Below are 26,210 nucleotides of genomic sequence, written 5' to 3' on the forward strand. Positions count from 1 at the left end.
GGCGCCCTCGGCGCCCGTTTCCGCATTCGGCCGAAGCCGGACGATCAACGCCCGCCGAGCGCCGTCTTCAGGTCGCCGATCAGCTTGGTCGGGCCCGCGCCCGACGCCGGCAGGCCGCGCGGATCGACCGCCGACACGTAGGCGCCGGCTTCCACCGCGCTGACCCGGATCAGGAAGTTGCCGCCCTGGTAGTTCACGTCGTAGGCGCCGAGCAGCTGGGCGCGGCTGGCGATGGTCAGGCCCTCGGTCTTGCCGAGCACTTCGCCGACCTTGTTGAAGGCGTCGTCGCGGTTGCCGCTGAGGGTGAAGCCCAGCGCCGAGGACGCCGGCACGCCCGGTTGAGCCTGGGTCGGACGGTTGCCCGACGCGGTCGCCGAGCCCGGGATCGCCATCGCACCGTCGGTGCGCGGCTGGTCGAGGTCCGGCGGCACTTCCAGCGGACGGTTTTCCGGCGCTTCGGCATACAGCTTGTTGCCCTTGCGGAACCAGCTGCAGCCCGACGTGGCGACCACCGCCAGCAACAGACCGGCGACGACCGCACGGGACAGAGAAACGTTGGAACGCATGAGCATCTCCTGCAGGGGTTCAGGCCGCCAGATCGGCGCGGCCAAGGTGTTCGAGTTCGGCGGCCAGCGCCGCGGTGCGGCGCAGCGCGTCGGCGTGCGCGGACGACAGCGTCTGCAACGGCAGGCGCAGGCCGTGGCCCAGGCCCTGCGCGGCGAGCAGCGCCTTGACCGGGATCGGGTTCGGTTCGACGCCGAGGAAATCGTAGGCCGGACGCAGGCGCGCGTCCCAGGCCTCGGCCTCGCCGCGCTTGCCGGCGCGGGCCAGGTCGGCGAGGCGGCGGAACGCCGCCGGCATCGCGTTGGAGCCGACCGAGACGATGCCGTCGGCGCCGGCCAGCATGGCCCGGCACGCGGTCGGGTCGTCGCCGCTGAGCACGGCGAAGGTTTCGGACTTCAGCGCCAGCAGTTCGCTCATGCGCTGCGGGTCGGACACCGCTTCCTTGATGCCGACGATGCGCGCATGGCCGGCCAGTTCGGCGACGGTCGCCGGCAGCAGGTCGCAGCCGGTGCGGCCGGGCACGTTGTAGAGCACGACCGGCAAGGCGCCGTCGTCGGCGATCGCGCGGTAATGCGCGAGCAGGCCGGCCTGGGTCGGGCGCACGTACGGCGGCGCGACCACCAGCGCCGCGTCGGCGCCGAGCGCGGCCACGCGCCGGTTCAGTTCGATGGTCTTGGCGGTGTTGGACTGGCCGGTGCCGGCCAGCACCGGGACGCGCCCGGCGACGAATTCGACCGCGCTGCGCAACAGGGTGTCGTACTCGGCATCGAACAGCGCCGCCGCCTCGCCGGTGGAACCGGCGACCACGAGCGCCTGGGTGCCGCCCTCCAGCTGTTTCGCCAGCAGCGAGCGCCAGGCGTCCAGGTCGAGTTCGGCGGACGCGGTGAACGGCGTCGCCAGCGCGGTGATGCTGCCGGTAAGTCGCAAGGTTGGAACCCTGTGGGCTGGTGCGGCCGCGGGCGCGGGCGCGAATGGGCGGAACGGGCAAGACGGGCGGAACAAGCAAACTCTGGGGCAGGCAAACTCTGGAGCGGGGTTCGGGACCGCCGCGGCGCGCCCGGGCCGGGCCGGCGCGGGTCGATCGCGGCGGAGCGGAGGGCATCGCTGAAACGGGCCTGCGAAAGCGGTCCAGTCTAAACCGGCCTGCGGGCACGAAACGCTGCCTGCGGACGGCCATACACCGGGCGATGTTACTTGCGGCGCGAAAGCGCGGGCAAGTATGCTGACCCGCAGTCGCGTCCCGCGTCCGGGCCGCCGTTCATTCTCCGAGCCGACATCGCTCCCCTTGCAGGCGCCGCCTTGACCGATTCCGCTTCCCGGCCGTCGCCGAACGATAACCACCTCCTGATCAACGCCTATACGACGCATCCGGAGTCGCCGCTGCTGTCGGTGACGCGCCGGATCGCCGATTCGGGCTGCAATCTCGTCGACGCGCGCCTGGCCACGGTCGGACGCGACGTGTCGGTGACCGCGCTCGCCCAGGGCTCCTGGGATTCGGTCGCCAAGCTCGAGGCGATGATGGCCCGGCTGGAGCGCGAGGAAGGCCTCAAGCTGGTGTGGTACCGCACCGGCGCCAAGCAGGTGCAGTCCAGCCTGCTGCCCTACATCGTCGAAGTCGTCGCCGCGGACAAGCCCGGCATCCTGTTCCAGCTGGCCGACTTCTTCGACCGCCAGGGCATCACCATCGAAAGCCTGCACTGCTCGCGCTACCGCGCGATGCAGACCGGGGCGGACATGTTCTCGGCCCAGATCACGATCGGCGTGCCTTCGAGCATGCACATCGCCGCGCTGCGCGACGATTTCCTCGAGTTCTGCGACCACTTGAACCTGGACGCCATCATGGATCCGATGAAGTTCTGAGAGGTAAGCTGGCAACCATGCTCGACACCGGCGATCGCGCTTACGGCGGCAAAACGCCCAATTACGACCTGGCCCTGTCCAGCGGCGAAACGGTCAAGCTCAAGGACTACGCCGGCGGCTGGCTGGTGCTTTACTTCTACCCCAAGGACAGCACGCCCGGCTGCACCACCGAGGGCCTGGACTTCAACGCCCACTTGGCCAAGTTCAAGAAGGCCGGCGCCACCGTGCTGGGCGTGTCGCGCGACTCGGTCAAGTCGCACCAGAACTTCTGCGCCAAGCAGGGCTTCAAGTTCGACCTGGTCAGCGACAAGGACGAGACCTTGTGCAACGCCTTCGGCGTGATCAAGGAAAAATCGCTGTACGGCCGCAAGTACATGGGCGTGGAGCGCAGCACCTTCCTGATCGACCCGAAAGGCGTCATCGTGCAGTCATGGCGTCCGGTGAAAGTCGCCGGGCATGCCGAAGCCGTCCTCGCCGCACTCAAGGAACACGCCGCCCAGTGAGGCCGCCCCTTTCCCCGACGCGCCGCCGTCCCGCCCCGCGGGCCACGGCGGCGCTGCCGTGCGCGCAAGCCGGCGCGCGCTGCGCGACCCCGATCGTTTTTCCCCCGGCGTGCCGCCACGCCACACTCCCGCGGAGCTGTCGATGACACGAAGCAAGCGCATCTACGTGCTGGATACCAACGTGCTGATGCACGATCCCACCGCGCTGTTCAAATTCGAGGAGCACGACGTCTACCTGCCGATGCAGGTCATCGAAGAGCTCGACAACGGCAAGAAAGGCACCTCCGAAGCCAGCCGCAACGCGCGCCAGGTCAGCCGTTTCCTCAACGAGCTGATCGAGGCCGAGGGCACCGACAAGATCTCCAGCGGCATCTCGCTGGTGCGGCCGCAGGGCCTGCAGCTGCGCGGCGCGCAGAGCATCGGCAAGCTGCGCTTCCAGACCGATTCCTTCGACGCCGGCAAGCGCTTCGGCACGGTCATCCCGGACAACCACATCCTCGGCGCGGTGCTCGCGCTGAAGGAAAGCGACCCGGGCGCGCCGGTGGTGCTGGTGTCGAAGGACATCAATCTGCGGATCAAGGCCTCGATCGCCGGGATCGTGTCGGAAGACTACGAGAACGACCGCGCGCTCGACGATTTCAGCCTGCTCTACACCGGCGCGACCGCGCTGCCGGAAGACTTCTGGCAGAGCCACGGCAAGGACCTCAAGTCCTGGACCGAGAAAGGCCGCACCTTCTACGAAATCGCCCGCACCGAGAACGACGACTGGTACCCGAACCAGTTCCTGTACCTGCCCGGCGACGACGAGTCCGAGCTGCGCGTCACCAAGGTCAACGACGAACGCGTCACCTTGCAGATCGTCGACGACTTCCGCCATCACCAGCACGCGGTGTGGGGCATCAGCGCGCGCAACCGCGAGCAGAATTTCGCGCTCAACGCGCTGATGGATCCGGAGGTCGACTTCGTCACCCTGCTCGGCACCGCCGGCACCGGCAAGACCTTGCTGGCGCTGGCCGCGGGCCTGGCGCAGACGATGGACCAGCAGCGCTACCGCGAGATCATCATGACCCGCGCCACGGTCAGCGTCGGCGAGGACATCGGCTTCCTGCCCGGCACCGAGGAAGAAAAGATGACCCCGTGGATGGGCGCGCTGACCGACAACCTGGAAGTGCTGACCCACAACCAGGACGGCGGCGCCTGGGGCCGCGCGGCGACCAACGACCTGCTCGCCTCGCGGATCAAGATCCGCTCGATGAACTTCATGCGCGGCCGCACCTTCCTGAGCCGCTGGCTGATCCTGGACGAGGCGCAGAACCTCACCCCGAAGCAGATGAAGACGCTGATCACCCGCGCCGGCCCGGGCACCAAGATCGTCTGCCTCGGCAACGTCGAGCAGATCGACACGCCGTACCTGACCGAGACCACCTCGGGCCTGACCTACGCGGTCGACCGCTTCAAGGGCTGGGCGCACAGCGCGCACGTGACCCTGCGCCGCGGCGAGCGTTCGCGCCTGGCCGATTACGCGTCGGAAGTTTTGTAAAGGATGCCGCCGACGACAAGGACGTCGTGGTCCGGATTCCGATTCGCGCTGGCGGCGTTCGCCGCGTTGCTGCTGGCGCGGGTCGGATTCGAATATTGGGCCGACGATCTGCAGGCGCCGCCGCTGGACGCGCCGATCGCGGTCGCCGCGGGCGGCGCGCTGGACCAGCGCATCCGCCTGCGCGCGCGCGACAGCCACCGCATGCAACTGCGCTTCCTGACCGCCGGCAGCGACTACGACCGCCTGCGCGCGCTGCTGGAGCAGCCGGTCTATCGCGACGGCAAGCGGGTATCGGCCGGGCTGGAAGTGCCGGTGCGCTGGTCGCTGAGCGAGATCGACAGCGGCCGCGTCGTCGCCGCCGGCGAAAAGGCGACCGAGGACGTGTCGGGCTGGAACAGCGACGAATTCTCCCGCTCCGTGGCGAGCTTCGCCGCGCCGCCGGGCGAGTATCGCTTGCAGGTGCGCATCGCCCGCCCGGTGCCGGAACTGGCCGGCGTGCCGGCGCGCGTGCTGGTCGGGCTGAATCCCAAGGCCAGCAGCAGCTGGCAGACCGAGTGGGCGTGGTTCGGGCGCTTGCTGTGCCTGCCGCTCGATCCGTTGCTGGCGATCGCGGCGGCGCTGCTGGGGTGGTTCGGCTTGCGCCGTTGGTGGGCCTCGCGGCGCGGCGCCGCGGCGATGGTCTGAGTCGCGCGTGGCGGCTTCGCGCCGCCGCGCCCACACGCTGGCGCGCCCTCTCCCAAGCGCGCGCCCGCACGAGCCGCGCCTCGCAGCGCGCGCCATGTCCGCCATCGCGCCCGAGTCGGCGCTGCCGCGCCCTGCGCTTTTCGCTACGCTTGCGCCATGAGCGCAATTTCCACCGCATCCACTGCCCCCTTCTCCGTCGCATCCGCGCTGACCATCGCCGGCTCCGATTCCGGCGGCGGCGCCGGCATCCAGGCCGACCTCAAGACCTTCGCCGCGCACCGCGTACACGGCCTCAGCGCGCTGGCCGCGCTGACCGCGCAGCACACCCGCGGAGTCAGCGCGGTGCACGTGCCCGACACCGGCTTTCTGCGCGCGCAGATCGACGCCTGCTTCGACGACTTCGACGTGCGCGCGGTCAAGCTCGGCATGCTCGCCACCGCCGAGGTCATCCACGCCGTCGCCGACGCGCTGGAGCGGCACCGGCCGCGCTGGCTGGTGCTGGATCCGGTGATGGTCGCCACCTCCGGCGCGCGCCTGCTCGAACCTTCGGCGCTGGACGCGCTGCGCACGCGGCTGCTGCCGATGGCGAGCGTGGTCACGCCGAACCTGCCCGAAGCCGAATTGCTGATCGGCGCGCCGATCGCCGACCGCGACGCGATGCGCGCGGCGCTCGACGGCTTGTTCGCGCTCGGCGCGCGCGCGGCGCTGCTCAAGGGCGGCCACCTGCCCGGCGACGGCGACGTGGTCGACCTGTTCGCAGCACCCGGCCAAGCGCCGCGCGAGATCGTCCATCCGCGCCTGCAAGTCGACGCGCACGGCACCGGCTGCACGCTGGCGTCGGCGGTCGCCGCGAACCTGTGCCTGGGCCGTTCGCTCGACGACGCCTGCGTCGCCGCCGCCGACTACGTCCACCGCGCGCTGCGCCAGGGCTACAAGCCCGGCCGCGGCGAGGTGCTGGTGCTCGATCATTTCGGCGCCGCTCCGCATGGCTGAGCCGATCGACCGCGAGCCACGCACGCTGGCCGCGAGCGACGGCCACGCCTGGTCGCTGAGCTGCGCGATCCCGCCGCGCCCCAGCGCCAGCCTGCTGTGGCTGCCGGCGCTCGGCGTGGCCGCGCGCCACTACCAGACCTTCGCCGACGCGCTGGCCGCGCGCGGCATCGCCGTGTTCGTGCACGAATGGCGCGGCAACGGCAGCAGCACGCTGCGCGCCAGCCGCGCCGTCGATTGGGGTTACCGCGAACTGCTGCTCGCCGACCTGCCGGCCAGCGACGCCGCGGTCGCCGCCGCGCTGCCCGGCGTGCGCCGCATCGTCGGCGGCCACAGCCTCGGCGGGCAGATGGCGTGCATGCGCCTGGGCCTGGCCGCGCTGCACAACGATCCGCAAATTCCCACCGCGCTGTGGCTGGCCGCGAGCGGCGCGCCGTACTGGCCGACGTGGCCGATGCCGCAGCGTTTGGCGATGCCGCTGATCTACCGCTTCCTGCCGTGGCTGGCGCAGGTCAACGGCACCCTGCCCGGCCGCCGCATCGGCTTCGGCGGCAACGAAGCGCGCGGCCTGATCCGCGACTGGGGCCGCACCGCGCTGAGCGGCGTCTACGCCGCGCGCGGCATCGAGGCGGACATCGAAGCCGGCATGGCGCAGGTGCGCGTGGACGCGCGCGCGGTGCGCATGGACGACGATTGGCTGGTGCCGCGGGCGTCGCAGGATTTCCTGCTCGGCAAACTGCCGCTGGCGCGGGTCGAAACCGTGGAGTTGGGAGCGCTCGAGTTGGGCGTTCGCGCCGATCATTTCGCCTGGATGAAGCGGCCCGATGCCGTAGTCGAGGCGTTGCTGCGCTAGTCGTTTGTTGGGTGGCCCTCCGTCGTTCCCGCGGACGCGGGCTCCGCATTTACTTCGGAGAAGCCGAACGTCCAGGGCTTCATCGAAGCATGGCGCTGAAGTCTCTGGATCCCCGCCTTCGCGGGGATGACGACTGAAACAGGCGCGGCGAAACCCACCTACCGTCATTCCCGCGAACGCGGGAATCCAGGGATTTACCCAGGCATGACTCTGAAGTCTCTGGATCCCCGCCTTCGCGGGGATGACGACTGAAACAGGCGCGACGCAACCCACCTACCGTCATTCCCGCGAACGCGGGAATCCAGGGATTTACCCAGGCATGACTCTGAAGTATCTGGATCCCCGCCTTCGCGGGGATGACGGCTGGTGACGACGCAGCGAAGCCAACCTGCCGCCGTTCTCCTCGCACCCTGCCCGACATTTACGCCGCCGGCGCGATCTTTTACGCCGAATTTACGCGGCGACGCCGATCACGAAATAGCGGCTTTACGCCCTGCCTTCCGAGAATGAACACGTGGCCGAACCGGCCTCGTTCGCTTCTTCCCGGATACTTCCATGTCGTCGTCGCACCACCTGTTCCGCCGCCGCGAAGCCGCCACGCCGTTGCTGCTGGCCGCCTGCGCCGGCCTCGGCCTGCTCGCGCTGGGCGCGAATGCGCGGGCCGAGGAAACGCCTGCTTTCACCCTCAGCGGCTCGGCCGCGCTGACCAGCGATTACGTCTGGCGCGGCAGCTCGCAGAGCCAGGGCGACCCGGCCGCGCAAGTCGGCTTCAAGGCCGCGCACCGCAGCGGCTTCTACGCCTCGGTGTGGGGCTCGGGCGTCGAATTCGCCCCTGAAACCCACGCCAGCAGCGAACTCGACTTCACCGTCGGCTGGGCCGGCAAGATCGCGCCGGACTGGGCGCTGGACCTCAACGTCCTGCACTACCGCTATCCCTCGACCACGGTCGATCTGAACTGGACCGAGCTCAACGGCACGGCGACGTACCGCGACAACTACTGGCTGTCGCTGGCGTATTCCAACGAAGCGCTCGGCAGCAAGCATCGCGGCGTCTATTCGCAGCTCGGCGCGCGCTTCCCGGTCAACGACGCGCTGCGTTTCGAAGCCGCGGTCGGCCACTACTTCCTCGACGACGTCTACGACCGCAGCTACAGCCACGGTCAGCTCAGCGCGATCTGGGCGTTCAAGGCCCCGTTCGAACTGCGCCTGACCGCGCACGGCACCGACCGCAACGCCGAGCGGATCTTCGGCGATTCCCTGGCCGGCTCGCGCGTCGAAGCCGCGGTCCAGGCGTCCTTCTGACAGGAGACACGACCATGCCCGGCTGGCTCTCGATGCTGTGCGCGATTTCGGTCCTGGTGGCCGCCGCCTATCTGCTCTACGTCGTGCTGCGCCCCGAAGATTTCTGACGGCGCGCCCGCGGCATGAGGAACGCGCCGCGGTTCCATTCTCCTGCGCGCGTCCGCCGTTTGAGCGGATGCGCGCCAGGCCGTTGCCGCGCCGGATGCGCGGACGCGGCCCCACCACCGTCCGGTGTTCGTCATGATCGAAATCTTGCTCGTCTTCGCCCTGGCCGTCGGCCTGGGCTGGCCGTTGGGCCTGTATCTGGCGCGGGTCATGCGCGGCGACCGCTCGCGCCTGGATCCGCTGTTCGCGCCGCTGGAACGCGCGATCTACCGCGCGATCGGCACCGATCCGTCGCGCGGCATGAGCTGGCGCGGCTATGCGCTGGCGTTCGCGCTCAGCAACGCCGTGCTCGCCGTGTTGGTCTGGGTGTTGTTCATGACCCAGGCCTGGCTGCCGTTCAACCCCGACGCCGTGCCGAACATGCGCTGGGACACCGCGCTGCACACGATGGTGTCGTTCCTCACCAACACCAACCAGCAGCACTACTCCGGCCAGGCCCAGCTGAGCTATCTCTCGCAGATGGTCGGCATCGTCGGCCTGCAGGTGGTGACGCCGATGATGGGCCTGGGCATCGTCGCGGCGACCTTGCGCGGCCTGTTCGGCGGCCGTCAGGCGATGGCCGCGCCGGGCGCGCCGGCGCGCGAGGGCGAAACCCGCGACCTCGGCAATTACTGGGTCGACGTCACCCGCGCCACGTTGCGCTTCATGCTGCCGCTGTGCCTGGTGTGGGCGCTGCTGCTGACCTGGCAGGGCGTGCCGTCGACGCTGCAGAGCGGTGCGACGGTCGCGCCGCTGGACCAAAGCGCTGAGCTGAAGCAACAGAAGATTCCGGTCGGCCCGGTCGCGGCGATGGTCGCCGCGAAACAGCTCGGAACCAACGGCGGCGGCTGGTACGGCCCGAACAGCACGGTCGCGCTCGAGAACCCGACGCCGTTCTCGAACCTGATCGAAACCCTGGCGCTGATCCTGATTCCGGTCGCGGTGACGTTCATGATCGGCCCGTTCACCGGCCGGCGCAAACTCACCGCGCTGGTGTTCGGCAGCATGCTGCTGATGTCGACGGTGTCGACCGGCCTGTCGGTGTGGTCGGAAGCGTACTCGGCCACCACTAACGACGTGGCGCTGATGGAAGGCAAGGAAACCCGCTTCGGCGCCAGCGATTCGGCGCTGTGGTCGGCCTTGACCACGCAGAGCAGCAACGGTTCGGTCAACGCCATGCACGACTCGCTGGCGCCGCTGACCGGCGGCGTGTCGATGGTCAACATGCTGATCAACGCGATCTGGGGCGGCATCGGCTGCGGCCTGCAGCAATTCCTGGTCTATCTGCTGCTGTCGGTGTTCCTCGCCGGGCTGATGACCGGACGCACGCCGGAACTGTTCGGCCGCAAGATCGAAGCGCCCGAAGTGCGCTTGCTGGCGCTGCTGATCCTGTTGCAGCCGCTGGTGGTGCTGGGCTTCAGCGCGATCACGTTGGCGATTCCTTCGATCACCGGCAATTCCAACCCGGGCTTCCACGGCATCGGCCAGGTGTTCTACGAGTACACCTCGGCGTTCGCCAACAACGGTTCGGGTTTCGAAGGGCTCGGCGATGCGACGTACTGGTGGAACCTGAGCTGCGCCGCGGTGCTGGCGCTGGGCCGCTACCCCGCCCTGCTGGTGCCGCTGGCCGTCGCCGGCCTGCTCGCGCGCAAGCGCGTGGCGCCGGAAAGCGGCGGCACCCTGCATGCGGAAACGCCGACGTTCGCGCTGACCCTGATCGCGGTGATCGTGATCCTGACCGTCCTGCAATTCATGCCCGCGCTGGTGCTCGGCCCGATCGCCGACCACCTGACGCTCGCGAAGGCTCTGTGAGGTAACGCCTTATGAACAACCAACATATCCGTCACGGCGCTCAAGAGCGCCTTGGGCACTTGGGCGCACAGCGCCGCAGCGGCGCCGTCGCCGGCCTCGACGCCGCCGGCCTGCGCATGGCGATCCGCGAATCCTTCGTCAAGCTCGCCCCGCACCACGCCGTGCGCAGCCCGATCATGGCCGTGGTCCTGCTCGGCACCGTGCTGTCGGCGCTGATCACGATCTTCGTCCCCGGCAACGCCGGCTTCGGCGCGGCGGTCACCGTGATCCTGTTCGTCACCGTGCTGTTCGCCAACTTCGCCGAAGCCGTCGCCGAAGCGCGCGGCCGCGGCCAGGCGGCGTCCTTGCGCGCCGCCCGCCGCGATCTGGTCGCGCGCAAGCTCGACACCGTCGGCCGCAACGAAACCCGCGTCGCCGCGTCCACGCTCAAGCCCGGCGACCGGGTCGTCGTCTCGGCCGGCGAACTGGTGCCGGCCGACGGCGAAATCGTCAAGGGCGTGGCCACGATCAACGAATCGGCGGTCACCGGCGAATCCGCGCCGGTGCTGCGCGAGGCCGGCACCGACCGCTCCGGCGTGATCGGCGGCACCAAGGTGCTGTCGGACGAGATCGTGATCGAAGTCAGCGCCGAACCCGGCCAGAGCTTCCTCGACCGCATGATCGCGTTGGTGGAAGGCGCCAACCGGCAGAAGACGCCGAACGAAATCGCCCTGACCATGTTGCTGGCGGCGATGACCCTGACCTTCCTGATCGTGGTCGCGACCCTGCCGTTCTTCGCCGGCTTCGTCGGCGCCAGGCTCGACCCGCTGCTGCTGATCGCGTTGCTGGTCTGCCTGATTCCGACCACCATCGGCGGCCTGCTGCCGGCGATCGGCATCGCCGGCATGAACCGCGCGCTGTCGGCCAACGTGCTGGCGAAATCCGGCAAGGCGGTGGAAGTGGCCGGCGACGTCGACGTGCTGCTGCTCGACAAGACCGGCACCATCACCCACGGCGACCGTCAGGCCACCGCGTTCCATCCGCTCGCCGGCATCGACCGCTCGCAGCTGCGCGACGCCGCCCTGCTCGCCTCGCTCGCCGATCCGACCCCGGAAGGCAAGTCGATCGTGCGCCTGGCGCGCGAGCAGCACAGCGCCGTGGCCGAACCCGAGCGCGCCGACTACCTGCAGTTCACCGCGCAGACGCGCATGTCCGGCGTCGACCTGCCCGACGACTACGAAGGCGGCGCGCGTTCGATCCGCAAGGGCGCCGGCGACGCGATCGGCAATTACGTGCGCTCGCTCGGCGGCGACGTGCCGGCCGAACTGGCCGCGCGCATCGAACAGGTCGCGCGCGGCGGCGCCACTCCGCTGGTGGTGGCCGAAGGCCGTTACGTACTCGGCGTGGTCGAACTGTCGGACGTGGTCAAGCACGGGGTCAAGGAGCGCTTCGCGCGGCTGCGGGCGATGGGCGTGCGCACGGTGATGATCACCGGCGACAATCCGCTGACCGCCGCCGCCATCGCCGCGGAAGCCGGCGTCGACGATTACATCGCCGAAGCCCGGCCCGAGGACAAGCTCGCGCGCATCCGCGCCGAGCAGGCCGGCGGCCGCCTGGTGGCGATGGTCGGCGACGGCACCAACGACGCCCCGGCGCTGGCCCAGGCCGATGTCGGCCTGGCGATGAACTCGGGCACGCAGGCGGCCAAGGAAGCCGGCAACATGGTCGACCTGGATTCGGATCCGGCCAAGCTGCTGGCGGTGGTCGAAGTCGGCAAGCAGCAACTGATCACCCGCGGCGCGCTGACCACGTTCTCGCTGGCCAACGACGTGTCCAAGTACTTCGCGATCCTGCCGGCGCTGTTCGCCGCGGCGATTCCGCAGATGGCCGCGCTCAACATCATGCATCTGTCGAGCCCGGCCAATGCGGTGCTGGCGGCGCTGATCTTCAACGCGATCATCATTCCCGCGCTGATCCCGCTGGCCCTGGCCGGCGTGCGTTTCAAGCCGGCCACCGCGGTCGCGCTGCTGCGCCGGAACATGCTGGTCTACGGCCTCGGCGGCGTGCTGCTGCCGTTCGCCGCGATCAAGCTGATCGACCTGGCGCTCTCCGCGATCTTCTGAATCCGAAAGCCCCTCTCCCGCTCGCGGGAGAGGGGTTGGGGTGAGGGCCACGCCCTCGAACACCGCAAGGAACACCACCATGACCACCCAACCCAGCTGCGCTCCCAGCATCGACGACCGCCAATCCCTGCGCGCGCCGCTGCTCTACGCCGTCGTTTCCCTGATCGGTTTCGGCCTCGCCTATTCGCTGGCCGGCACCGCGCTCGGCCGGGTCGCGTTTCCATCGCAAGCCACCGGCTCGATCGTCGAACGCGACGGCCGCGCCGTCGGCTCGTCGCTGGTCGCCCAGCCGTTCGCCGACGCGCGCTACTTCCAGCCGCGTCCGTCGGCGGCCAAGTACGATCCGATGGCCGCCTCCGGCAGCAACCAGGCGCGCAGCAACCCCGACCTGCGCAAGCGCTTGGCCGAGGAAACCGCGGCGATCGCCAAGCGCGAAGGCATCGCCGAAAGCGCGGTGCCGGCGGAACTGGCGACCCAATCCGGCGGCGGCCTCGACCCGCACATCTCGCCGCGCTCGGCGCAGGTGCAGGCCGCGCGCGTGGCCAAGGCGCGCGGGCTCGACCTCGCCAAGGTCGAAGCGCTGATCGCGCAGCACACGCAAGCGCCGCAGTTCGGCGCGCTCGGCGAACCGCGCGTCAATGTGCTCGAACTCAACCTCGCGCTGGATGCGGCGCGCTGAACGTGCGCGCGCCGCAACGCCGATCCGCGCGACGCGGCCGCCGGCCTCGCCCGGCGCGAAAAAACAACTGTCAAAATCGCAACTGTTGCGATCGGTAGAACTGCGAACGCGATTCGTTCTGTGCGAATGCGGGCTCTTAGGCTCGACTCGCCAGAACGATCTGGCGTCAAGGAGAAAAGCACATGAAGCGTTTGTTCGCAGGAAAGAAGGCGATGCTGCTGGCCGTGGCCGGCGTCGCCACCTTCGGCATCGGTTTCGCCTATGCCGCGACGTATCCGTGCGTGGAATGCGGGATCGAACGCGACCGCTGTCTGGCCTCCGGCGAAAACCCGACCCTGTGTCAGGCGATGTACAAGACCTGCTGGCAGGAGAACGGCTGCAACCCGGCCAATCCGGGCAACCCGCGGTAATCGCTCCGCAGCCGGTTCCCGAGCCGGCATCGGCGTCGGCGCGGCCCGATCGGGTCCGCGCCGCGCCGGCTTGCGCGCCGCAGCCCCAGGCGACATGCTGCGCGCGAGTCCCGCGCCGATGCGGTCCGCGCATCGGCGCGACAGGGGCGGCCGCCGGCCCCCATCCGCCCGGCCTGGCCTGGAAAGATCCCGACCGATGAGCGACCCCCGCAGCGCCCAAGCCGATGCCCTGATGGGCGAACTGCAACGCCAAGGCGCCGGCCGCCTCACCATCTTCCTCGGCGCCGCGCCCGGCGTCGGCAAGACCTACGCCATGCTCGGCCGCGCGCGCGAACTGCAGCGCCGCGGCGTAGACGCGGTGGTCGGCATCGTCGAAACCCACGGCCGCGCCGAAACCTCGGCCCTGGTCGAAGGCCTGGAGGTGCTGCCGCGCAAGCACCAGGACTATCAGGGCCGCACGCTCGAGGAGATGGACCTCGACGCCCTGCTCGCGCGCAAGCCCAAGGTCGCCCTGGTCGACGAGCTCGCCCACCGCAACGTCCCCGGCAGCCGCCACGAGCGGCGCTGGCAGGACGTGCTGGAGCTGCTCGACGCCGGCATCGACGTCTACACCACGGTCAACATCCAGCACCTGGAAAGCCTCAACGACGTCGTCCACCGCATCACCGGCGTGCGCGTCAGCGAGACCGTGCCCGATGCGCTGTTCGACCGCCTGCGCGACATCGTCCTGGTCGACCTGCCGCCGCGCGAGCTGATCGAGCGCCTGCAGCAAGGCAAGGTCTACGTGCCCGAACAGGCCGCGCACGCGCTGCAGGCGTTCTTCTCGCCGTCCAACCTCACCGCGCTGCGCGAACTGGCGATGCAGACCGCGGCCGACCGCGTCGACAGCGACCTGCGCGAAGCGCAGACCGCGCGCGGCCTGCCCGGGGTGCCGTTGCGGCGCGCGGTGATGGTCGCCATCGACGGCCTCGGCCAATCCGAATACCTGGTGCGGGTGGCGCGGCGCCTGGCCGAGCGCCGCGACGCGCCGTGGCTGGTGGTCACCGTGCAGACCGGCGACGCGCCGGATCCGCAGCGCCAGGGCGAGCTCGACCGCGCCTTCGCCCTGGCCCGCCGGCTCGGCGGCGAAGCCGTGGTCCTGCACGGCAACAGCATCGTCGACGCCCTGCTCGATCACGGCGAACGCGCCGGCGTGTCGACGATCGTGCTCGGCCGCACCCGCGAACGGCCGCTGGCGCGCATGGTCAACCGCACCCTGACCCAGCAGCTGATCCAGCGCGGCGCGCATTACGAACTGACCATCGTCAGCACGCCCGAAGCGCGCGCCCGCGCGCGCCGCTCGCTGCGCGAGAACGGCGGCCGCCTGCGCGGCCTGCTGAGCCGCAGCGACGCCGCGCTGGCGGTGTTCGCGGTGGCGATGGCGGTGATCCTGGCCTGGTTCGCCGAACGCTGGATCGGCCTGGACGACCTGTCGCTGGTGTTCATCGTCGCGGTGGTCGTGGTCGCCGCGCGCACCCGCATGACCGCCGCGGTGCTGGCCTCGGCGCTGTGCTTTCTGGCCTACAACTTCTTCTTCATCGAACCGCGCTACACCCTGCTGATCGGCGCGCGCCAGGGCGTGACCACGGTGACGCTGTTCCTGATCGCCGCGCTGGTCGCCGGGCGGCTGGCCTCGAAGCTGCGCATGCAGGTGGTGGCGCTGCGCGCGGCCAACGCCCACGCCACCGAACTGCAGACCCTGGGCCGCGAACTGGCCGTCGCCGCCGACGCCGGCCAGGTCATGCGCGCGGGCAAGCGCGCGCTCAAGCGCTCGCTCGGCGCGGAAGTGTTCGTCTACATCGGCAAGGCGCCGCTCGGCGGAGCGAACCTGCCGGAGCTCAGCGACAAGGACCGCGCCGCCGCCGACTGGGCGCTCAAGCACCGCCAGCCGGCCGGGCGCTACACCGACACGCTGTCGGGTTCCGACTGGTGGCTGCTGCCGCTGGCCGGCGACGCCGGCGACAAGCCCGCGGCGGGACTGGTCGGCCTGCGCCTGCCGCCGTCGCTGACCCGGCTCGGGCCGGAGCAGCGCCGGCTGGCCGAGGCGATGACCGACGACATCGCCCAGGCGGTGCTGCGCACGCGGCTGGTCGCCGACCTGGAAGACTCGCGCGTCAGCGGCGAGACCGAACGCCTGCGCTCGGCGCTGCTGTCCTCGGTCTCGCACGACCTGCGCTCGCCGCTGGCCTCGATCATCGGCGCGGCCAGCAGTCTGGACAACTACGCCGAAGCGATGCCGCGCGAGGACCGCCACGCCTTGCTGGAAACCATCCGCATCGAAGGCGAGCGGCTCGACCGCTACATCCAGAACCTGCTCGACATGACCCGGCTCGGCCACGGCGGCCTCGCCCTCAACCGCGACTGGATCGGCGTGGACGAGCTGATCGGTTCGGCGGTGACGCGCCTGCAGCGTTATGAGCCGGCGGCGCGCTTCGAGGTGCGCCTGCAACCGGGCCTGGGGCCGATCTGGGTGCATCCGGCGCTGGTCGAGCAGGCGCTGTTCAACGTGCTGGAAAACGCGGTCAAGTTCTCGCCGCCCGACGCACCGGTCACGATCGACGCGCGCCGCGTCGACGGCGAGCCCGGCGGCCCGGACCGCCTGCTGCGCATCGACGTCAGCGATCGCGGCCCCGGCATTCCCGAGGACGAACGCGCGCGCATCTTCGACATGTTCTACAGCGTCGAGCGCGGCGACCGCGGCCGCCAGGGCACCGGACTGGGACTGGCGATCTGCCAGGGCATGATCGGCGCCCACGGCGGCAGCGTGGTCGCCCTGCCCGGCCAGCCCGACGACCAGGGTCGCCGCGGCACCACGATCCGCATTACCCTGCCGCCCATCGAACCCGAACCCAAGGCCGACGCCGCCCCCGCGCCATGACCGAGGACCACGCCCCCCACACCGCCGCGCCCGCGCGCGTGCTGGTGATCGACGACGAACCGCAGATCCGCAAGTTCCTCGACATCGCCCTGCGCGCGCAGGGCTACGCGGTGGATCTGGCCGACACCGGCAACGCCGGCCTGGAGAGCCTGGCCACGCGCGGCGCCGATCTGGTGATCCTCGACCTCGGCCTGCCCGACCGCGACGGCCACGACGTGCTGCGCGAACTGCGCCAATGGTCGGGCGTACCGGTGATCCTGCTGACCGTGCGTTCCAGCGAAGCGGAAAAAGTCGCCGCGCTCGACGGCGGCGCCAACGACTACGTGACCAAACCCTTCGGCGTGCAGGAACTGATGGCGCGCGTGCGGGCCCTGCTGCGCGCGCACGGCCCGCAGGGCGAGACCCTGCCGGTGTTCGACGACGGCCGCCTGCGCATCGACCTGGCCCGGCGCGAAGTGCATCTGGACGGCGAACCGGTGGTGCTGGCGCGCAAGGAATACGCGCTGCTCGCGTTGCTGTTCCAGCACGCCGGCCGGGTCGTGACCCAGCCGCAGTTGCTGCGCGAACTGTGGGGCCCGACCCACCAGGAAGACACCCACTATCTGCGCATCCTGGTCGGCAAGCTGCGCCACAAACTCGGCGACGACGCCGCCGCGCCGCGCTATATCGCGACCGAACCGGGCGTGGGGTTACGGTTCATCGACAAGCATTGAGTTGCGCGCGGAACCTGCGCAAGCGCGGCGCCGGACGACGACATCGCCCACCAGCGCGGATGGCCCGTATCTCCCTGTAGGAGCGGCGCAAGCCGCGACTGCGGACTCCAAGACACGGCGCAAGCACGCAAACGCGACGCTGCCCGCCGGCAGCGGGCGTTCGCTGCGCAGACGAGAACCGTACGGGCCGTGTTCCTGCCGGCGCCCGCATCGGGACTCGCGCCGGCGTTCGTGTTGGCGCAGTCGCGGCTTGCGCCGCTCCTACAGACTGCATCGGGACTCGCGCCGACATTCGTGTTGCGGAAAAGAAAAAAGCCGGCAATCTCGCGATTGCCGGCTTCTTCGATGATGGCGCGCCCGGAAGGATTCGAACCTCCGACCCCCAAGTTCGTAGCCTGGTGCTCTATCCAGCTGAGCTACGGGCGCCTGAGTGCAATTATGACGTGTAATTCACGCGACGGGAAGCTCCATTGCGGCTCTGCGACGGCATTGCGACATATCGTGCAAGAACGTCGCCGCCGCAAAGACGGCGCGCGCTTTCGATGCGGTCGCGAACCTCGTTCGCATCCGCGCGCGAACGAGAGCGTCGCGACAACACGATGAAGTTTCGATGCGGCGAGCGCCGGCGCGTTCGTGGCTCTCGACACGTAAGAGCATCGGGAGGGAGCTGCGATGCCTCGACGCCACAGCGCTCCAAACATTTCGTCGCTGTTAGCTGGTCGCTTCGACGCTTCGACGCTTCGACGCTGCAACGCCTCAACGCCTCAACGCCTCAACGCCTCAACGCCTCAACGCCTCAACGCCTCAACGCCTCAACGCTTCGCGGAATCCGCACAAAAGAAAAAGCCGGCAATCTTGCGATTGCCGGCTTCTCAATATGGCGCGCCCGGAAGGATTCGAACCTCCGACCCCCAAGTTCGTAGCCTGGTGCTCTATCCAGCTGAGCTACGGGCGCTTAGTTGGAAAATTATGACGGACAAAGTGCCTTCCGTCAACATTCTCCGAACCTTTGCCGACTCGACCGCGTCGCCTTGGACGTGCCGGCAAATAAAAGCCGCCGATGGCGGCTCTCGGTACAACTGGCGGAGAGTGAGGGATTCGAACCCTCGATAGAGTTTTTGACCCTATACTCCCTTAGCAGGGGAGCCCCTTCGGCCACTCGGGCAACTCTCCGCATCTTTGAAGCGATGCGGGCGGCAATCATAACGGCTCGCCTGAATTACAGCAATATCCGCTGCAACACTTCAGGCGAACTTTTTTCTCAGCCGCCCGTGTGTTTGCCCGAATCGTCCGACGCGTCCTCGCCGCGCTGAATGCGCTGGTAAATCTCCTCGCGATGGACTGCGACATCTTTGGGTGCGGTAATACCGATACGCACCTGGTTACCCTTGACGCCGAGCACGGTGACCGTCACCGAGTCGCCGATCATCAGGGTTTCGCCGACGCGACGCGTCAGGATCAGCATTGAAAACCTCCTCGAGCCGGCACCCTAGGCACCGGCGGTGGCATTCTTTCCATGCGGAAGAATGCTTCAATTTGTACACAAACGTGAACCATCTTAGCGACCGGTCAAACAAGGTCGCAAGCGATAGCAGTCACTGTTCGCCATTCAGAATAACTTACTCTCAACCCACTGCGCGACGCCCGCCAGAGCTTGGACCAGGGCCGGGCCGTCATCGCCGCCGCCCTGCGCCATATCCGGACGGCCGCCGCCTTTACCGTTGATCTGACTGGCCACGTGCGAGAGGAGTTCCCCCGCCTTGACCTTGCCAGCCGCGCTTCCGTTCACTCCGGCGACCAAGGCCGCCTTACCGTCGCTGGCGCCCGCCAGCACGATCACCGCATCGCCAAGCTGCTGCTTGAGGCGGTCGACCGCCTCGCGCAACGCCTTGGCGTCGAAACCTTCCAGCCGGGTCGCCACGACCTTGACCGCGCCGATCTGCGCCGCCGAAGCGGCCAGGTCGGCCGCGGCGCCGGAGGCGGCCTTGGCCTTGATCGATTCGAGCTCGCGCTCAAGCTTCTTCTGCCGGTCCAGCAGCGCGCGCACCTTGTCAGTGACGTCGGCCGGGTTGCCGCCGAGCAGGCGCGCGGCCTGTTCCAGACGGGCTTCTTCTTCGGCCACGTAGTCCAGCGCGCCCTGCCCGGTCACCGCTTCGATGCGGCGCACGCCGGCCTGGACGCCGCCTTCGGCGACGATCTTGAACAGGCCGATGTCGCCGGTGCGCGACACGTGGGTGCCGCCGCACAGTTCGGTCGAGGCCTCGCCCATGCGCAGCACGCGCACGCGGTCGCCGTACTTTTCGCCGAACAGCGCCATCGCGCCGAAATCCAGGGCTTCCTGCATGCCCATCTGGCGGACTTCGGCTTCGTAGTTGCCGCGCACGTCGGCGTTGACCTGGCGCTCGATCTGCGCGAGTTCGGCGTCGGTCAGCGGGTTGAAGTGGGAGAAATCGAAACGCAGGCGATCCGGCGCGACCAGCGAACCCTTCTGGGTCACGTGGTCGCCGAGCAGGCGGCGCAGGGCCGCGTGCAGCAGGTGGGTCGCGGAGTGGTTGAGCACGGTCGCGGCGCGGCGGCCGGCGTCGACGGCGCCGAGCACGCGGTCGCCGACCTTGAGGCTGCCGGCGGTCAGCACGCCGACGTGGCCGTGGAACTGGCCCGCGAACTTCAGCGTGTCGTCGACCTGGAATCGGGTGCCGGCTTCGTCGAGCTCGCCGGTGTCGCCGACCTGGCCGCCGCTTTCGGCGTAGAACGGGGTGCGGTCGAGGATCACCGCGCCTTCGTCGCCGATGCGCAGCTCGTCGACGGCGACGCCGTCGCGCAGCAGCGCGACGACTTGCAGGCCGCCTTCGGTGAGGCGGTCGTAGCCGAGGAATTCGGTCGGGGCCAGGCGCGCGGCGACTTCGGCCGGGATCGCGGCCTTGTTGCCGAACTTGCCGGACTGGCGCGCGATCTCGCGCTGCTTTTCCATCTCGGCTTCGAAGCCGGCCATGTCCACCGACAGGCCGCGCTCGCGCGCGATGTCGCCGGTGAGGTCGGCCGGGAAACCGTAGGTGTCGTAGAGCTTGAACGCGTCGACGCCGGCGATGGCGCCGGACGAGCGCGCGGCGATCTCGTCGAAGATGCGCATGCCCGAATCCAGGGTCGCGGCGAAGCGCTCCTCCTCGGCGGCGAGCGCGGCGGCGACGAAGTCGGCCTTGGCGGTCAGTTCGGGATAGGCATCGCCCATCACCTCGACCAGCGCCGGCACCAGCTTGTGGAAGAACGGGCCCTTCTGCCCGAGCATCCAGCCGTGGCGCAGGGCGCGGCGGATGATCCGGCGCAGCACGTAGCCGCGGCCGTCGTTGGACGGCAGCACGCCGTCGACGATCAGGAACGAACAGGCGCGGATGTGATCGGCGATCACCCGCAGCGACTTGTTCTCCAGGTCCGCGGTGCCGGTGGCCTGGGCCGCGGCGGCGATCAGGTGGCGGAACAGGTCGATCTCGTAGTTGCCGTGCACGCCCTGCAGCACCGCCGCCAGACGCTCCAGGCCCATGCCGGTGTCGACGCACGGCGCCGGCAGCGGCACCAGGGTGCCGTCGGGCTGGCGGTCGAACTGCATGAACACCAGGTTCCAGATCTCGATGAAGCGGTCGCCGTCCTCGTCGGGCGAGCCCGGCGGGCCGCCGGCGATGTGCGCGCCGTGGTCGTAGAAGATCTCGGTGCACGGGCCGCAGGGGCCGGTGTCGGCCATCTGCCAGAAATTGTCCGAGGCGAACGGCGCGCCCTTGTTGTCGCCGATGCGCACGATCCGATCGGCCGGCAGGCCCATCTTCTTGTGCCACAGGTCGAAGGCTTCGTCGTCGGTGTGGTAGACCGTGACCAGCAGGCGCTCGGCCGGCAGCTTCCACACCTGGGTCAGCAGTTCCCAGGCCCAGGCGATCGCGTCGGCCTTGAAGTAGTCGCCGAACGACCAGTTGCCGAGCATTTCGAAGAAGGTGTGGTGGCGCGCGGTGTAGCCGACCTGGTCGAGGTCGTTGTGCTTGCCGCCGGCGCGCAGGCAGCGCTGCACGTCGGCCGCGCGCACGTAGCCCGGCTTCTCGCTGCCGAGGAACACGTTCTTGAACTGGACCATGCCCGAGTTGGTGAACAGCAAGGTCGGATCGTTGGCCGGCACCAGCGGCGCCGACGGCACGATGGTGTGGCCTTTGCCCCGAAAGAACTCGAGGAAATCGCTGCGGATTTCGGTGGTCGTTTTCATGCCTGGGGGAAGATTCGCCTGGTCGGGAGCGGAGCGCTCGACCGAACCCATGCCACCACGATGGGGGCATCGACTGGAACAGGCAACCCGGGACCCGAAAGCGGCGTAGCCTAGCAGGCCGGAGGCCGTTGTGCGCAAGCCCGCGCAGGAAAAATGCCTGAACGTTCAGTCCGACGGGTACGAACGGCTGGCGATACGGATGGTTTCCATCTCGAAGCCCCGCCGCATCAGCAAATCCGCGGCTTTGCGGCGCCGCGCCGGGTCGTCGGCATAGGCCTCGCCGAAGCGTCGCCGGAGCAGGTCGCGGGCGTTTTCCAGCCAGTCGCCGTCGAAGCTCGCCATGGCCGCGGCGATGGCCTCGCCGTCGAGCCCGTGGGTGCCCAGTTCGGCGCGGATATGCATCGGCCCATAGCCATTGTTGGCGCGACTGCGGACCAGGGTCTGGGCGAAGCGCTCGTCGTCCTGCCAGCCGGCTTCGGCGAGGCGGTCGACGGCTTCGACGACCTGCTCGCGGTCGAGGCCGCGCGAGGTCAGTTTCCGGGTCAGTTCCTTGCGCGAATGCTCGCGCCGGACCAGCAGGCCGAGCGCGCGCTGGGCCGGGCTCTGCTGACGCGAGGCCTTGCGTCGCTCGCGTGGGGAAGGGCCACTAGTACTTTGGTCGAACAGGTGGCCGTCGCCGTCGGCAAACGGGTGTTCGAACGCGGTTTCGGGGGCGCGGTGCGCGAGGTCGCCGCGGGCGTCGGAGCCTTCGCCGTCGCGTGCGGAGGTGTTGCGGAGGGCGGCGTCGGCGTCGGGCCGAGCCGGGTCGGCGTCGCGGTGGCGATCGTCGCTGCCGGAGCCTTCGTCGCGGCCGGCAACCGAGCCGATCCGCCGCGGCGCCCGCGGGCCAGCGTCCGAATCATCGCCGGACGCCGAAAACGCCGAATCGCGGGACGACCGGTCCGCAGCTGCGGACCGGTCCCCGCTTTCGATCGCGCGCATGCGCGCGCGCAGTTCGTTCAGACCTACCGCTTCACGGCCGGGCGAGTGCTCGCCACCCTGCCCGGCCGTGCTGCCGGCGTCACCACCATGACGCCGTCCGTCATCCCGATCGGAACTCATTGCAAGACGATTCGCTAAGGGCCGGCGAGCATTACTCGTCGCTGGCGGCCTCGTCGCGCGAAGCCTCGGCCGGCACGAACTTCTCGCGCAGGTTGGCTTCCAGGCGCTGGGCCATTTCGGGGTTTTCCTTGAGGTATTGGCGGGCGTTCTCCTTGCCCTGGCCGATGCGCTCGCCGTCGCAGCTGTACCAGGCGCCCGACTTCTCGACCAGCTTGGCTTCCACGCCCATGTCGATCAGCTCGCCCTCGCGCGAAATGCCTTCGCCGTAGAGGATTTCGGTGACGATCTGCTTGAACGGGGGCGCCATCTTGTTCTTGACGACCTTGATCTTGGTCTGGTTGCCGATGATCTCGTCGCCCTTCTTGATCGCGCCGATGCGGCGGATGTCCAGGCGCACCGAGGCGTAGAACTTGAGCGCGTTGCCGCCGGTGGTGGTTTCCGGGCTCTGGCCCGGCATCATCACGCCGATCTTCATGCGCAGCTGGTTGATGAAGATCACCAGCACGTTGGAGCGCTTGATGTTGCCGGTGAGCTTGCGCAGCGCCTGCGACATCAGGCGGGCCTGCAGGCCCGGCAGCTGGTCGCCCATTTCGCCTTCGATTTCGGCCTTCGGGGTCAGCGCGGCGACCGAGTCGACCACGACCATGTCGACCGCGGCCGAACGCACCAGCATGTCGGCGATTTCCAGGGCCTGCTCGCCGGTGTCGGGCTGCGAGACCAGCAGGTCGTCGATGTTGACGCCGAGCTTGGCGGCGTAGATCGGGTCGAGCGCGTGCTCGGCGTCGATGAAGGCGGCGGTGCCGCCGTTCTTCTGGCACTGGGCGATGGCCTGCAGCGTCAGGGTGGTCTTGCCCGAGGATTCCGGGCCGTAGATCTCGACCACGCGGCCCTTGGGCAGGCCGCCGATGCCGAGCGCGATGTCGAGCATCAGCGAGCCGGTGCCGATCACTTCGGCGGCTTCGACCGCGCGGTCGCCCATGCGCATCACCGAACCCTTGCCGAACTGCTTTTCGATCTGGCCCAGGGCGGCCGCAAGCGCGCGCTTCTTGTTCTCGTCCATCGCTGTGTTCCTTAAGTCTGTCGTGGTGGGGATACGTTAGAGGGCGCGTATCGCAGAGGCTGAGATCGCAGCGCCGAGAGCCAAATTATCCGTCGAAGCGGCCGTGCGCTGCCGGGCGGTTGCCGATGCCGGGGTCGGATTTCCCCGCGCCAGCGCAGCGGAAATCGTCTCGTCGAGGCCGCGCAGGGCGGCCTCGGCGGCGCCGACCGCGGCGCATTCGCGCGCGAAGCCGTAGCGGTCGAACAGGCGGGCGCTGGCCATCGCGGCGCTCAACGGTTGGGCCGGACCAGGCCGCAGTACAGGCCTTCGATGGCGAAGTCCTGGTCGGGCAGGACCTCGATCGGCGCGTAATCGGGATTGCGCGGCAGCAGGCGGATGCGGTCCTTGCCGATCTTCAGCAGCTTGACGGTGATCTCGTCGTCGATGCGCGCGACCACGATCTGGCCCGAGCGCGCGTCGTGGGTGCGGTGCACGCCGATCAGATCGCCGTCGAAGATGCCCTCGTCGCGCATCGAGTCGCCCTTGACCTTGAGCAGGTAGTCGGGCGACGGGAAGAACATGTTGCGATCGAGCAGGACGTAGTTGTCCGGCTCGATGCCGGCGGCCGAACCGATCGGCGCGCCGGCGGCGACCCGGCCGAGCACCGGCAGGCGCAGCGCGTCCTCATCGATCGCGGGCGCGGCGACCAGCCCCAGCTCGCGCTGCGCCTGCGGCGGCGGCTGCAGCACGCGGATGCCGCGCGCGCGCCCGGGCAGGCGCTCGATCGCGCCGGCCGCCTCGAGCGCTTCGAGGTGGTACTGCGCGGCGCGCACGCCCTTGAAGCCGAACGCGCGGGCGATCTCGGTCTGCGACGGCGGGAAACCCTCGGCGTCGATCCGTTCCGCGATCAGCGCGAGGATGGCTTGCTGGGTGTCGGTCAGATTCATGGTTAGTAGTATTACTACTAACAACCGGGGCGGGCAAGGCCGTTCGTCTGCGAATTGATTGACTGAGTCAAATAACTGCCGCACCCTGCCCGCTCGTTCCCTACAAGCCGCCGCCATGACGCCCGAGATCGCCCCGGCCCAGGTCGATGCCGTCCGCGCCTTCAACCGCTTCTACACCCGCCGGATCGACGTGCTGCGCGAGGACCTGCTCGACAGCCCCTACACCCTGACCCAGGCGCGGGTGCTGTTCGAACTGGCCCAGCGCGAACCGGTGGCGGCGCGCGAGATCGGCGAGACGTTGGGCCTGGACGCGGGCTATCTGAGCCGGATCGTGCAGGCCTTCGTCGATGCCGGGCTGATCGAAAAGCAACGCTCCGAACACGACGCGCGCAGCTTCGCGTTGCGCCTGACTGGGTCCGGCCGCAGCGCCTTCGCCGCGCTCGACCGCAGTTCGCACGAGGCCACCGCGACGATGCTGGCGGCGCTGTCGCCGCTGGACCGCGACCGGCTGCTGCGCGCGATCGCCGACGCCGAGCGCGCGCTGACCGCGCACGCGCTGCCGGCGCCGCAGCGGCTGCGCGTGCGCGAGTACGGGGTCGGCGACATCGGCTGGGCGATCGAACGCCACGCGCGCCTGTACGCCGACGAGTACGGCTGGAACGGCGATTTCGAAGCGCTGGTGGCGCGGCTGTTCGCGCAGTTCGCCGGCCAGCACGATCCGGCGCGCGAGCGTTGCTGGATCGCCGAGATCGACGGCGAGCGGGTCGGCTGCGTGTTCGTCGTGGCCAACAACGAGGACCCGCAGATCGCGCAGTTGCGCTGCCTGCTGGTGGACCCACGCGCGCGCGGGCTCGGCGTGGGCAAGCGCCTGGTCGAGACCTGCATCGACTTCGCGCGCGGCGCGGGCTATCCGCGCATGCGCCTGTGGACCAACGACATTTTGGTCGCGGCGCGGCGCATCTACGAGAGCTTCGGCTTCGTGTTGATCGAGGAAAACCGCCATCGCAGCTTCGGCCACGATCTGGTCGGGCAGATCTGGGAGCGCTCGCTGGAGTGAACCGCCGCGTTGCCGCGACCGCCCCCTGTAGGAGCGGCGCGAGCCGCGACGCGGCCATTGCGATAGCCGATGCAACGATCGCAGCCGTTCGGCGGCCGTGCGCGATGCAGGTGGGTTTCGGCGCGGCCTGAAACCCCGCGGTCGCGGCTTGCGCCGCTCCTACAGGGAGCCGACGCTCAGGACGCGAGCGTGTCCAGGCCTTGCAGCGCCGCCGCGACGGTCTGCCGCCGCACCGCTTCGCGGTCGCCTTCGAAGTGGAAGGCTTCGGCGCGCGGATAGCCGCCGCGGCGTTTCCACGCGACCCACACCGTACCGACCGGCTTGTCCTCGGTGCCGCCGCCGGGACCGGCGATGCCGGTGACCGCGACGGCGAGGGTCGCGCCGGTGTTGGCCAGGGCGCCGGAGACCATTTCGATCACGGTTTCGCGGCTGACCGCGCCGTGCTGCTCCAGAGTCTGCGGGCGCACGCTCAGCAAGGCCTGTTTGGCTTCGTAGCTGTACGCGACCAGGCCGCATTCGAACCAGGCCGAGGAGCCGGCGATGTCGGTCAGGGTCTTGGCGATCCAGCCGCCGGTGCAGCTTTCGGCGGTGACCAGCATATGGTGATTGCGGCGCGCGGTTTCGCCGATGCGCGCGGCCAGGGACTGGAGCACGGCGTCGGTGGTTTCGGCGGGGTCGAGGGTCGGGCTGTGGGCGCTCATGGGCGTCACTATAACGGGCGCGGGGGCGCCGGCTTTGCCGGGTGGGTCG

General features: G+C 69.4%; 24 protein-coding genes and 3 tRNA genes. 15 read left to right on the plus strand and 12 right to left on the minus strand.

The features are described 5' to 3' along the window. Window positions 1-44 precede the first annotated feature (44 nt). The gene (locus JHW38_RS06875) at window positions 45-566 is read right to left on the minus strand and encodes a hypothetical protein (RefSeq protein WP_207525236.1); all 522 of its coding nucleotides are present in this window, start codon (window positions 564-566) and stop codon (window positions 45-47) included. Window positions 567-585: 19 nt separating this feature from the next. Beyond that, window positions 586-1,491, minus strand: coding sequence for a 4-hydroxy-tetrahydrodipicolinate synthase (dapA, locus tag JHW38_RS06880; protein ID WP_207525237.1), 906 nt, complete (start codon window positions 1,489-1,491; stop codon window positions 586-588). A 372-nt stretch (window positions 1,492-1,863) separates the two neighbouring features. On the opposite strand from dapA, the gene JHW38_RS06885 reads away from it, so the two are divergent. The 14 genes from JHW38_RS06885 (at window position 1,864) to JHW38_RS06950 (ending at window position 17,073) form a co-directional block, all read left to right on the plus strand. Further along, window positions 1,864-2,424: a glycine cleavage system protein R gene (locus JHW38_RS06885; RefSeq protein WP_207525238.1), complete on the plus strand. Its 561-nt coding sequence runs from the start codon at window positions 1,864-1,866 to the stop codon at window positions 2,422-2,424. Between the two features lie 17 nt (window positions 2,425-2,441). After that, window positions 2,442-2,927, plus strand: coding sequence for a peroxiredoxin (locus tag JHW38_RS06890; protein WP_207525239.1), 486 nt, complete (start codon window positions 2,442-2,444; stop codon window positions 2,925-2,927). A gap of 142 nt (window positions 2,928-3,069) precedes the next feature. Then, on the plus strand, window positions 3,070-4,467 hold the full coding sequence (locus JHW38_RS06895; protein ID WP_207525240.1) for a PhoH family protein: 1,398 nt from the start codon (window positions 3,070-3,072) through the stop codon (window positions 4,465-4,467). A 3-nt stretch (window positions 4,468-4,470) separates the two neighbouring features. After that, window positions 4,471-5,151 (plus strand): DUF5625 family protein, encoded by a 681-nt coding sequence (locus tag JHW38_RS06900; protein WP_207525241.1) that lies wholly within the window; start codon window positions 4,471-4,473, stop codon window positions 5,149-5,151. Between the two features lie 156 nt (window positions 5,152-5,307). Next, a complete protein-coding gene (thiD, locus tag JHW38_RS06905) occupies window positions 5,308-6,144 on the plus strand; it encodes a bifunctional hydroxymethylpyrimidine kinase/phosphomethylpyrimidine kinase (RefSeq protein ID WP_207525242.1) in 837 nt (278 codons plus the stop codon). Continuing rightward, a complete protein-coding gene (locus JHW38_RS06910; RefSeq protein ID WP_207525243.1) occupies window positions 6,137-6,994 on the plus strand; it encodes an alpha/beta hydrolase family protein in 858 nt (285 codons plus the stop codon). The genes thiD and JHW38_RS06910 overlap by 8 nt, the downstream gene beginning before the upstream one ends. 555 nt (window positions 6,995-7,549) lie before the next feature. After that, window positions 7,550-8,296: a TorF family putative porin gene (locus JHW38_RS06915; RefSeq protein WP_207525244.1), complete on the plus strand. Its 747-nt coding sequence runs from the start codon at window positions 7,550-7,552 to the stop codon at window positions 8,294-8,296. A gap of 14 nt (window positions 8,297-8,310) precedes the next feature. Beyond that, entirely contained in the window at window positions 8,311-8,403 is a 93-nt protein-coding gene (locus tag JHW38_RS06920) for a potassium-transporting ATPase subunit F (RefSeq protein WP_057948112.1), read from the plus strand. Window positions 8,404-8,536: 133 nt separating this feature from the next. After that, a complete protein-coding gene (gene kdpA / locus JHW38_RS06925) occupies window positions 8,537-10,252 on the plus strand; it encodes a potassium-transporting ATPase subunit KdpA (RefSeq protein ID WP_207525245.1) in 1,716 nt (571 codons plus the stop codon). Between the two features lie 116 nt (window positions 10,253-10,368). Next, window positions 10,369-12,354, plus strand: coding sequence for a potassium-transporting ATPase subunit KdpB (kdpB, locus tag JHW38_RS06930; RefSeq protein ID WP_242691368.1), 1,986 nt, complete (start codon window positions 10,369-10,371; stop codon window positions 12,352-12,354). Between the two features lie 79 nt (window positions 12,355-12,433). Then, on the plus strand, window positions 12,434-13,033 hold the full coding sequence (gene kdpC / locus JHW38_RS06935; protein WP_207525247.1) for a potassium-transporting ATPase subunit KdpC: 600 nt from the start codon (window positions 12,434-12,436) through the stop codon (window positions 13,031-13,033). A 182-nt stretch (window positions 13,034-13,215) separates the two neighbouring features. Continuing rightward, complete coding sequence (locus JHW38_RS06940; RefSeq protein ID WP_207525248.1) at window positions 13,216-13,443, plus strand: hypothetical protein; 228 nt, start codon at window positions 13,216-13,218, stop codon at window positions 13,441-13,443. Window positions 13,444-13,639: 196 nt separating this feature from the next. Then, the gene (locus tag JHW38_RS06945; RefSeq protein WP_207525249.1) at window positions 13,640-16,360 is read left to right on the plus strand and encodes a sensor histidine kinase; all 2,721 of its coding nucleotides are present in this window, start codon (window positions 13,640-13,642) and stop codon (window positions 16,358-16,360) included. Beyond that, window positions 16,357-17,073, plus strand: coding sequence for a response regulator (locus tag JHW38_RS06950; protein WP_207525250.1), 717 nt, complete (start codon window positions 16,357-16,359; stop codon window positions 17,071-17,073). The genes JHW38_RS06945 and JHW38_RS06950 overlap by 4 nt, the downstream gene beginning before the upstream one ends. Window positions 17,074-17,422: 349 nt before the next feature. Here JHW38_RS06950 and JHW38_RS06955 read toward each other — a convergent pair. From JHW38_RS06955 to lexA, 9 genes are all read right to left on the minus strand, one after another. After that, window positions 17,423-17,499, minus strand: a tRNA-Arg gene (locus tag JHW38_RS06955). Between the two features lie 452 nt (window positions 17,500-17,951). After that, a tRNA-Arg gene (locus tag JHW38_RS06960) sits at window positions 17,952-18,028 on the minus strand. 125 nt (window positions 18,029-18,153) lie between these two features. After that, a tRNA-Ser gene (locus JHW38_RS06965) sits at window positions 18,154-18,246 on the minus strand. An 88-nt stretch (window positions 18,247-18,334) separates the two neighbouring features. Further along, entirely contained in the window at window positions 18,335-18,538 is a 204-nt protein-coding gene (gene csrA / locus JHW38_RS06970) for a carbon storage regulator CsrA (protein WP_057948118.1), read from the minus strand. Between the two features lie 144 nt (window positions 18,539-18,682). Then, the gene (gene alaS, locus JHW38_RS06975) at window positions 18,683-21,316 is read right to left on the minus strand and encodes an alanine--tRNA ligase (RefSeq protein ID WP_207525251.1); all 2,634 of its coding nucleotides are present in this window, start codon (window positions 21,314-21,316) and stop codon (window positions 18,683-18,685) included. Window positions 21,317-21,481: 165 nt separating this feature from the next. Further along, the gene (gene recX, locus JHW38_RS25435) at window positions 21,482-21,982 is read right to left on the minus strand and encodes a recombination regulator RecX (RefSeq protein ID WP_242691369.1); all 501 of its coding nucleotides are present in this window, start codon (window positions 21,980-21,982) and stop codon (window positions 21,482-21,484) included. A gap of 466 nt (window positions 21,983-22,448) precedes the next feature. Continuing rightward, complete coding sequence (gene recA / locus JHW38_RS06985) at window positions 22,449-23,477, minus strand: recombinase RecA (RefSeq protein WP_207525252.1); 1,029 nt, start codon at window positions 23,475-23,477, stop codon at window positions 22,449-22,451. A 36-nt stretch (window positions 23,478-23,513) separates the two neighbouring features. Then, window positions 23,514-23,738 carry a hypothetical protein gene (locus tag JHW38_RS06990; protein WP_207525253.1) on the minus strand — a complete coding sequence of 75 codons (225 nt, stop codon included), beginning with the start codon at window positions 23,736-23,738 and terminating at the stop codon, window positions 23,514-23,516. 8 nt (window positions 23,739-23,746) lie between these two features. Then, a complete protein-coding gene (gene lexA, locus JHW38_RS06995; protein WP_207525254.1) occupies window positions 23,747-24,403 on the minus strand; it encodes a transcriptional repressor LexA in 657 nt (218 codons plus the stop codon). Window positions 24,404-24,518: 115 nt separating this feature from the next. Here lexA and JHW38_RS07000 point away from each other — a divergent pair, with 115 nt between their 5' ends. Further along, window positions 24,519-25,460, plus strand: a complete 942-nt coding sequence (locus tag JHW38_RS07000) for a bifunctional helix-turn-helix transcriptional regulator/GNAT family N-acetyltransferase (protein ID WP_207525255.1) — start codon at window positions 24,519-24,521, stop codon at window positions 25,458-25,460. 176 nt (window positions 25,461-25,636) lie between these two features. On the opposite strand, the gene JHW38_RS07005 is transcribed toward JHW38_RS07000, so the two are convergent. Beyond that, on the minus strand, window positions 25,637-26,161 hold the full coding sequence (locus JHW38_RS07005) for a CinA family protein (RefSeq protein WP_207525256.1): 525 nt from the start codon (window positions 26,159-26,161) through the stop codon (window positions 25,637-25,639). Between the last annotated feature and the right edge of the window lie 49 nt (window positions 26,162-26,210).

It is taken from the genome of Lysobacter enzymogenes (genome assembly GCF_017355525.1).
GTDB classification, from domain to species: Bacteria; Pseudomonadota; Gammaproteobacteria; order Xanthomonadales; family Xanthomonadaceae; genus Lysobacter; species Lysobacter enzymogenes_C.

What these genes read in the sequence shown, in the direction of transcription:
- JHW38_RS06875 (WP_207525236.1), bottom strand. Translation starts at nt 566, where the DNA reads ATGCGTTCCAACGTTTCTCTGTCCCGTGCGGTCGTCGCCGGTCTGTTG.
- lexA (WP_207525254.1), bottom strand. Translation starts at nt 24,403, where the DNA reads ATGAATCTGACCGACACCCAGCAAGCCATCCTCGCGCTGATCGCGGAA.
- JHW38_RS06895 (WP_207525240.1), top strand. Translation starts at nt 3,070, where the DNA reads ATGACACGAAGCAAGCGCATCTACGTGCTGGATACCAACGTGCTGATG.
- recA (WP_207525252.1), bottom strand. Translation starts at nt 23,477, where the DNA reads ATGGACGAGAACAAGAAGCGCGCGCTTGCGGCCGCCCTGGGCCAGATC.
- JHW38_RS07000 (WP_207525255.1), top strand. Translation starts at nt 24,519, where the DNA reads ATGACGCCCGAGATCGCCCCGGCCCAGGTCGATGCCGTCCGCGCCTTC.
- thiD (WP_207525242.1), top strand. Translation starts at nt 5,308, where the DNA reads ATGAGCGCAATTTCCACCGCATCCACTGCCCCCTTCTCCGTCGCATCC.
- alaS (WP_207525251.1), bottom strand. Translation starts at nt 21,316, where the DNA reads ATGAAAACGACCACCGAAATCCGCAGCGATTTCCTCGAGTTCTTTCGG.
- kdpB (WP_242691368.1), top strand. Translation starts at nt 10,369, where the DNA reads ATGGCGATCCGCGAATCCTTCGTCAAGCTCGCCCCGCACCACGCCGTG.
- JHW38_RS06950 (WP_207525250.1), top strand. Translation starts at nt 16,357, where the DNA reads ATGACCGAGGACCACGCCCCCCACACCGCCGCGCCCGCGCGCGTGCTG.
- JHW38_RS06940 (WP_207525248.1), top strand. Translation starts at nt 13,216, where the DNA reads ATGAAGCGTTTGTTCGCAGGAAAGAAGGCGATGCTGCTGGCCGTGGCC.
- JHW38_RS06945 (WP_207525249.1), top strand. Translation starts at nt 13,640, where the DNA reads ATGAGCGACCCCCGCAGCGCCCAAGCCGATGCCCTGATGGGCGAACTG.
- kdpA (WP_207525245.1), top strand. Translation starts at nt 8,537, where the DNA reads ATGATCGAAATCTTGCTCGTCTTCGCCCTGGCCGTCGGCCTGGGCTGG.
- JHW38_RS06900 (WP_207525241.1), top strand. Translation starts at nt 4,471, where the DNA reads ATGCCGCCGACGACAAGGACGTCGTGGTCCGGATTCCGATTCGCGCTG.
- kdpC (WP_207525247.1), top strand. Translation starts at nt 12,434, where the DNA reads ATGACCACCCAACCCAGCTGCGCTCCCAGCATCGACGACCGCCAATCC.
- JHW38_RS06920 (WP_057948112.1), top strand. Translation starts at nt 8,311, where the DNA reads ATGCCCGGCTGGCTCTCGATGCTGTGCGCGATTTCGGTCCTGGTGGCC.
- JHW38_RS06915 (WP_207525244.1), top strand. Translation starts at nt 7,550, where the DNA reads ATGTCGTCGTCGCACCACCTGTTCCGCCGCCGCGAAGCCGCCACGCCG.
- JHW38_RS06910 (WP_207525243.1), top strand. Translation starts at nt 6,137, where the DNA reads ATGGCTGAGCCGATCGACCGCGAGCCACGCACGCTGGCCGCGAGCGAC.
- JHW38_RS06890 (WP_207525239.1), top strand. Translation starts at nt 2,442, where the DNA reads ATGCTCGACACCGGCGATCGCGCTTACGGCGGCAAAACGCCCAATTAC.
- JHW38_RS07005 (WP_207525256.1), bottom strand. Translation starts at nt 26,161, where the DNA reads ATGAGCGCCCACAGCCCGACCCTCGACCCCGCCGAAACCACCGACGCC.
- csrA (WP_057948118.1), bottom strand. Translation starts at nt 18,538, where the DNA reads ATGCTGATCCTGACGCGTCGCGTCGGCGAAACCCTGATGATCGGCGAC.
- JHW38_RS06990 (WP_207525253.1), bottom strand. Translation starts at nt 23,738, where the DNA reads ATGGCCAGCGCCCGCCTGTTCGACCGCTACGGCTTCGCGCGCGAATGC.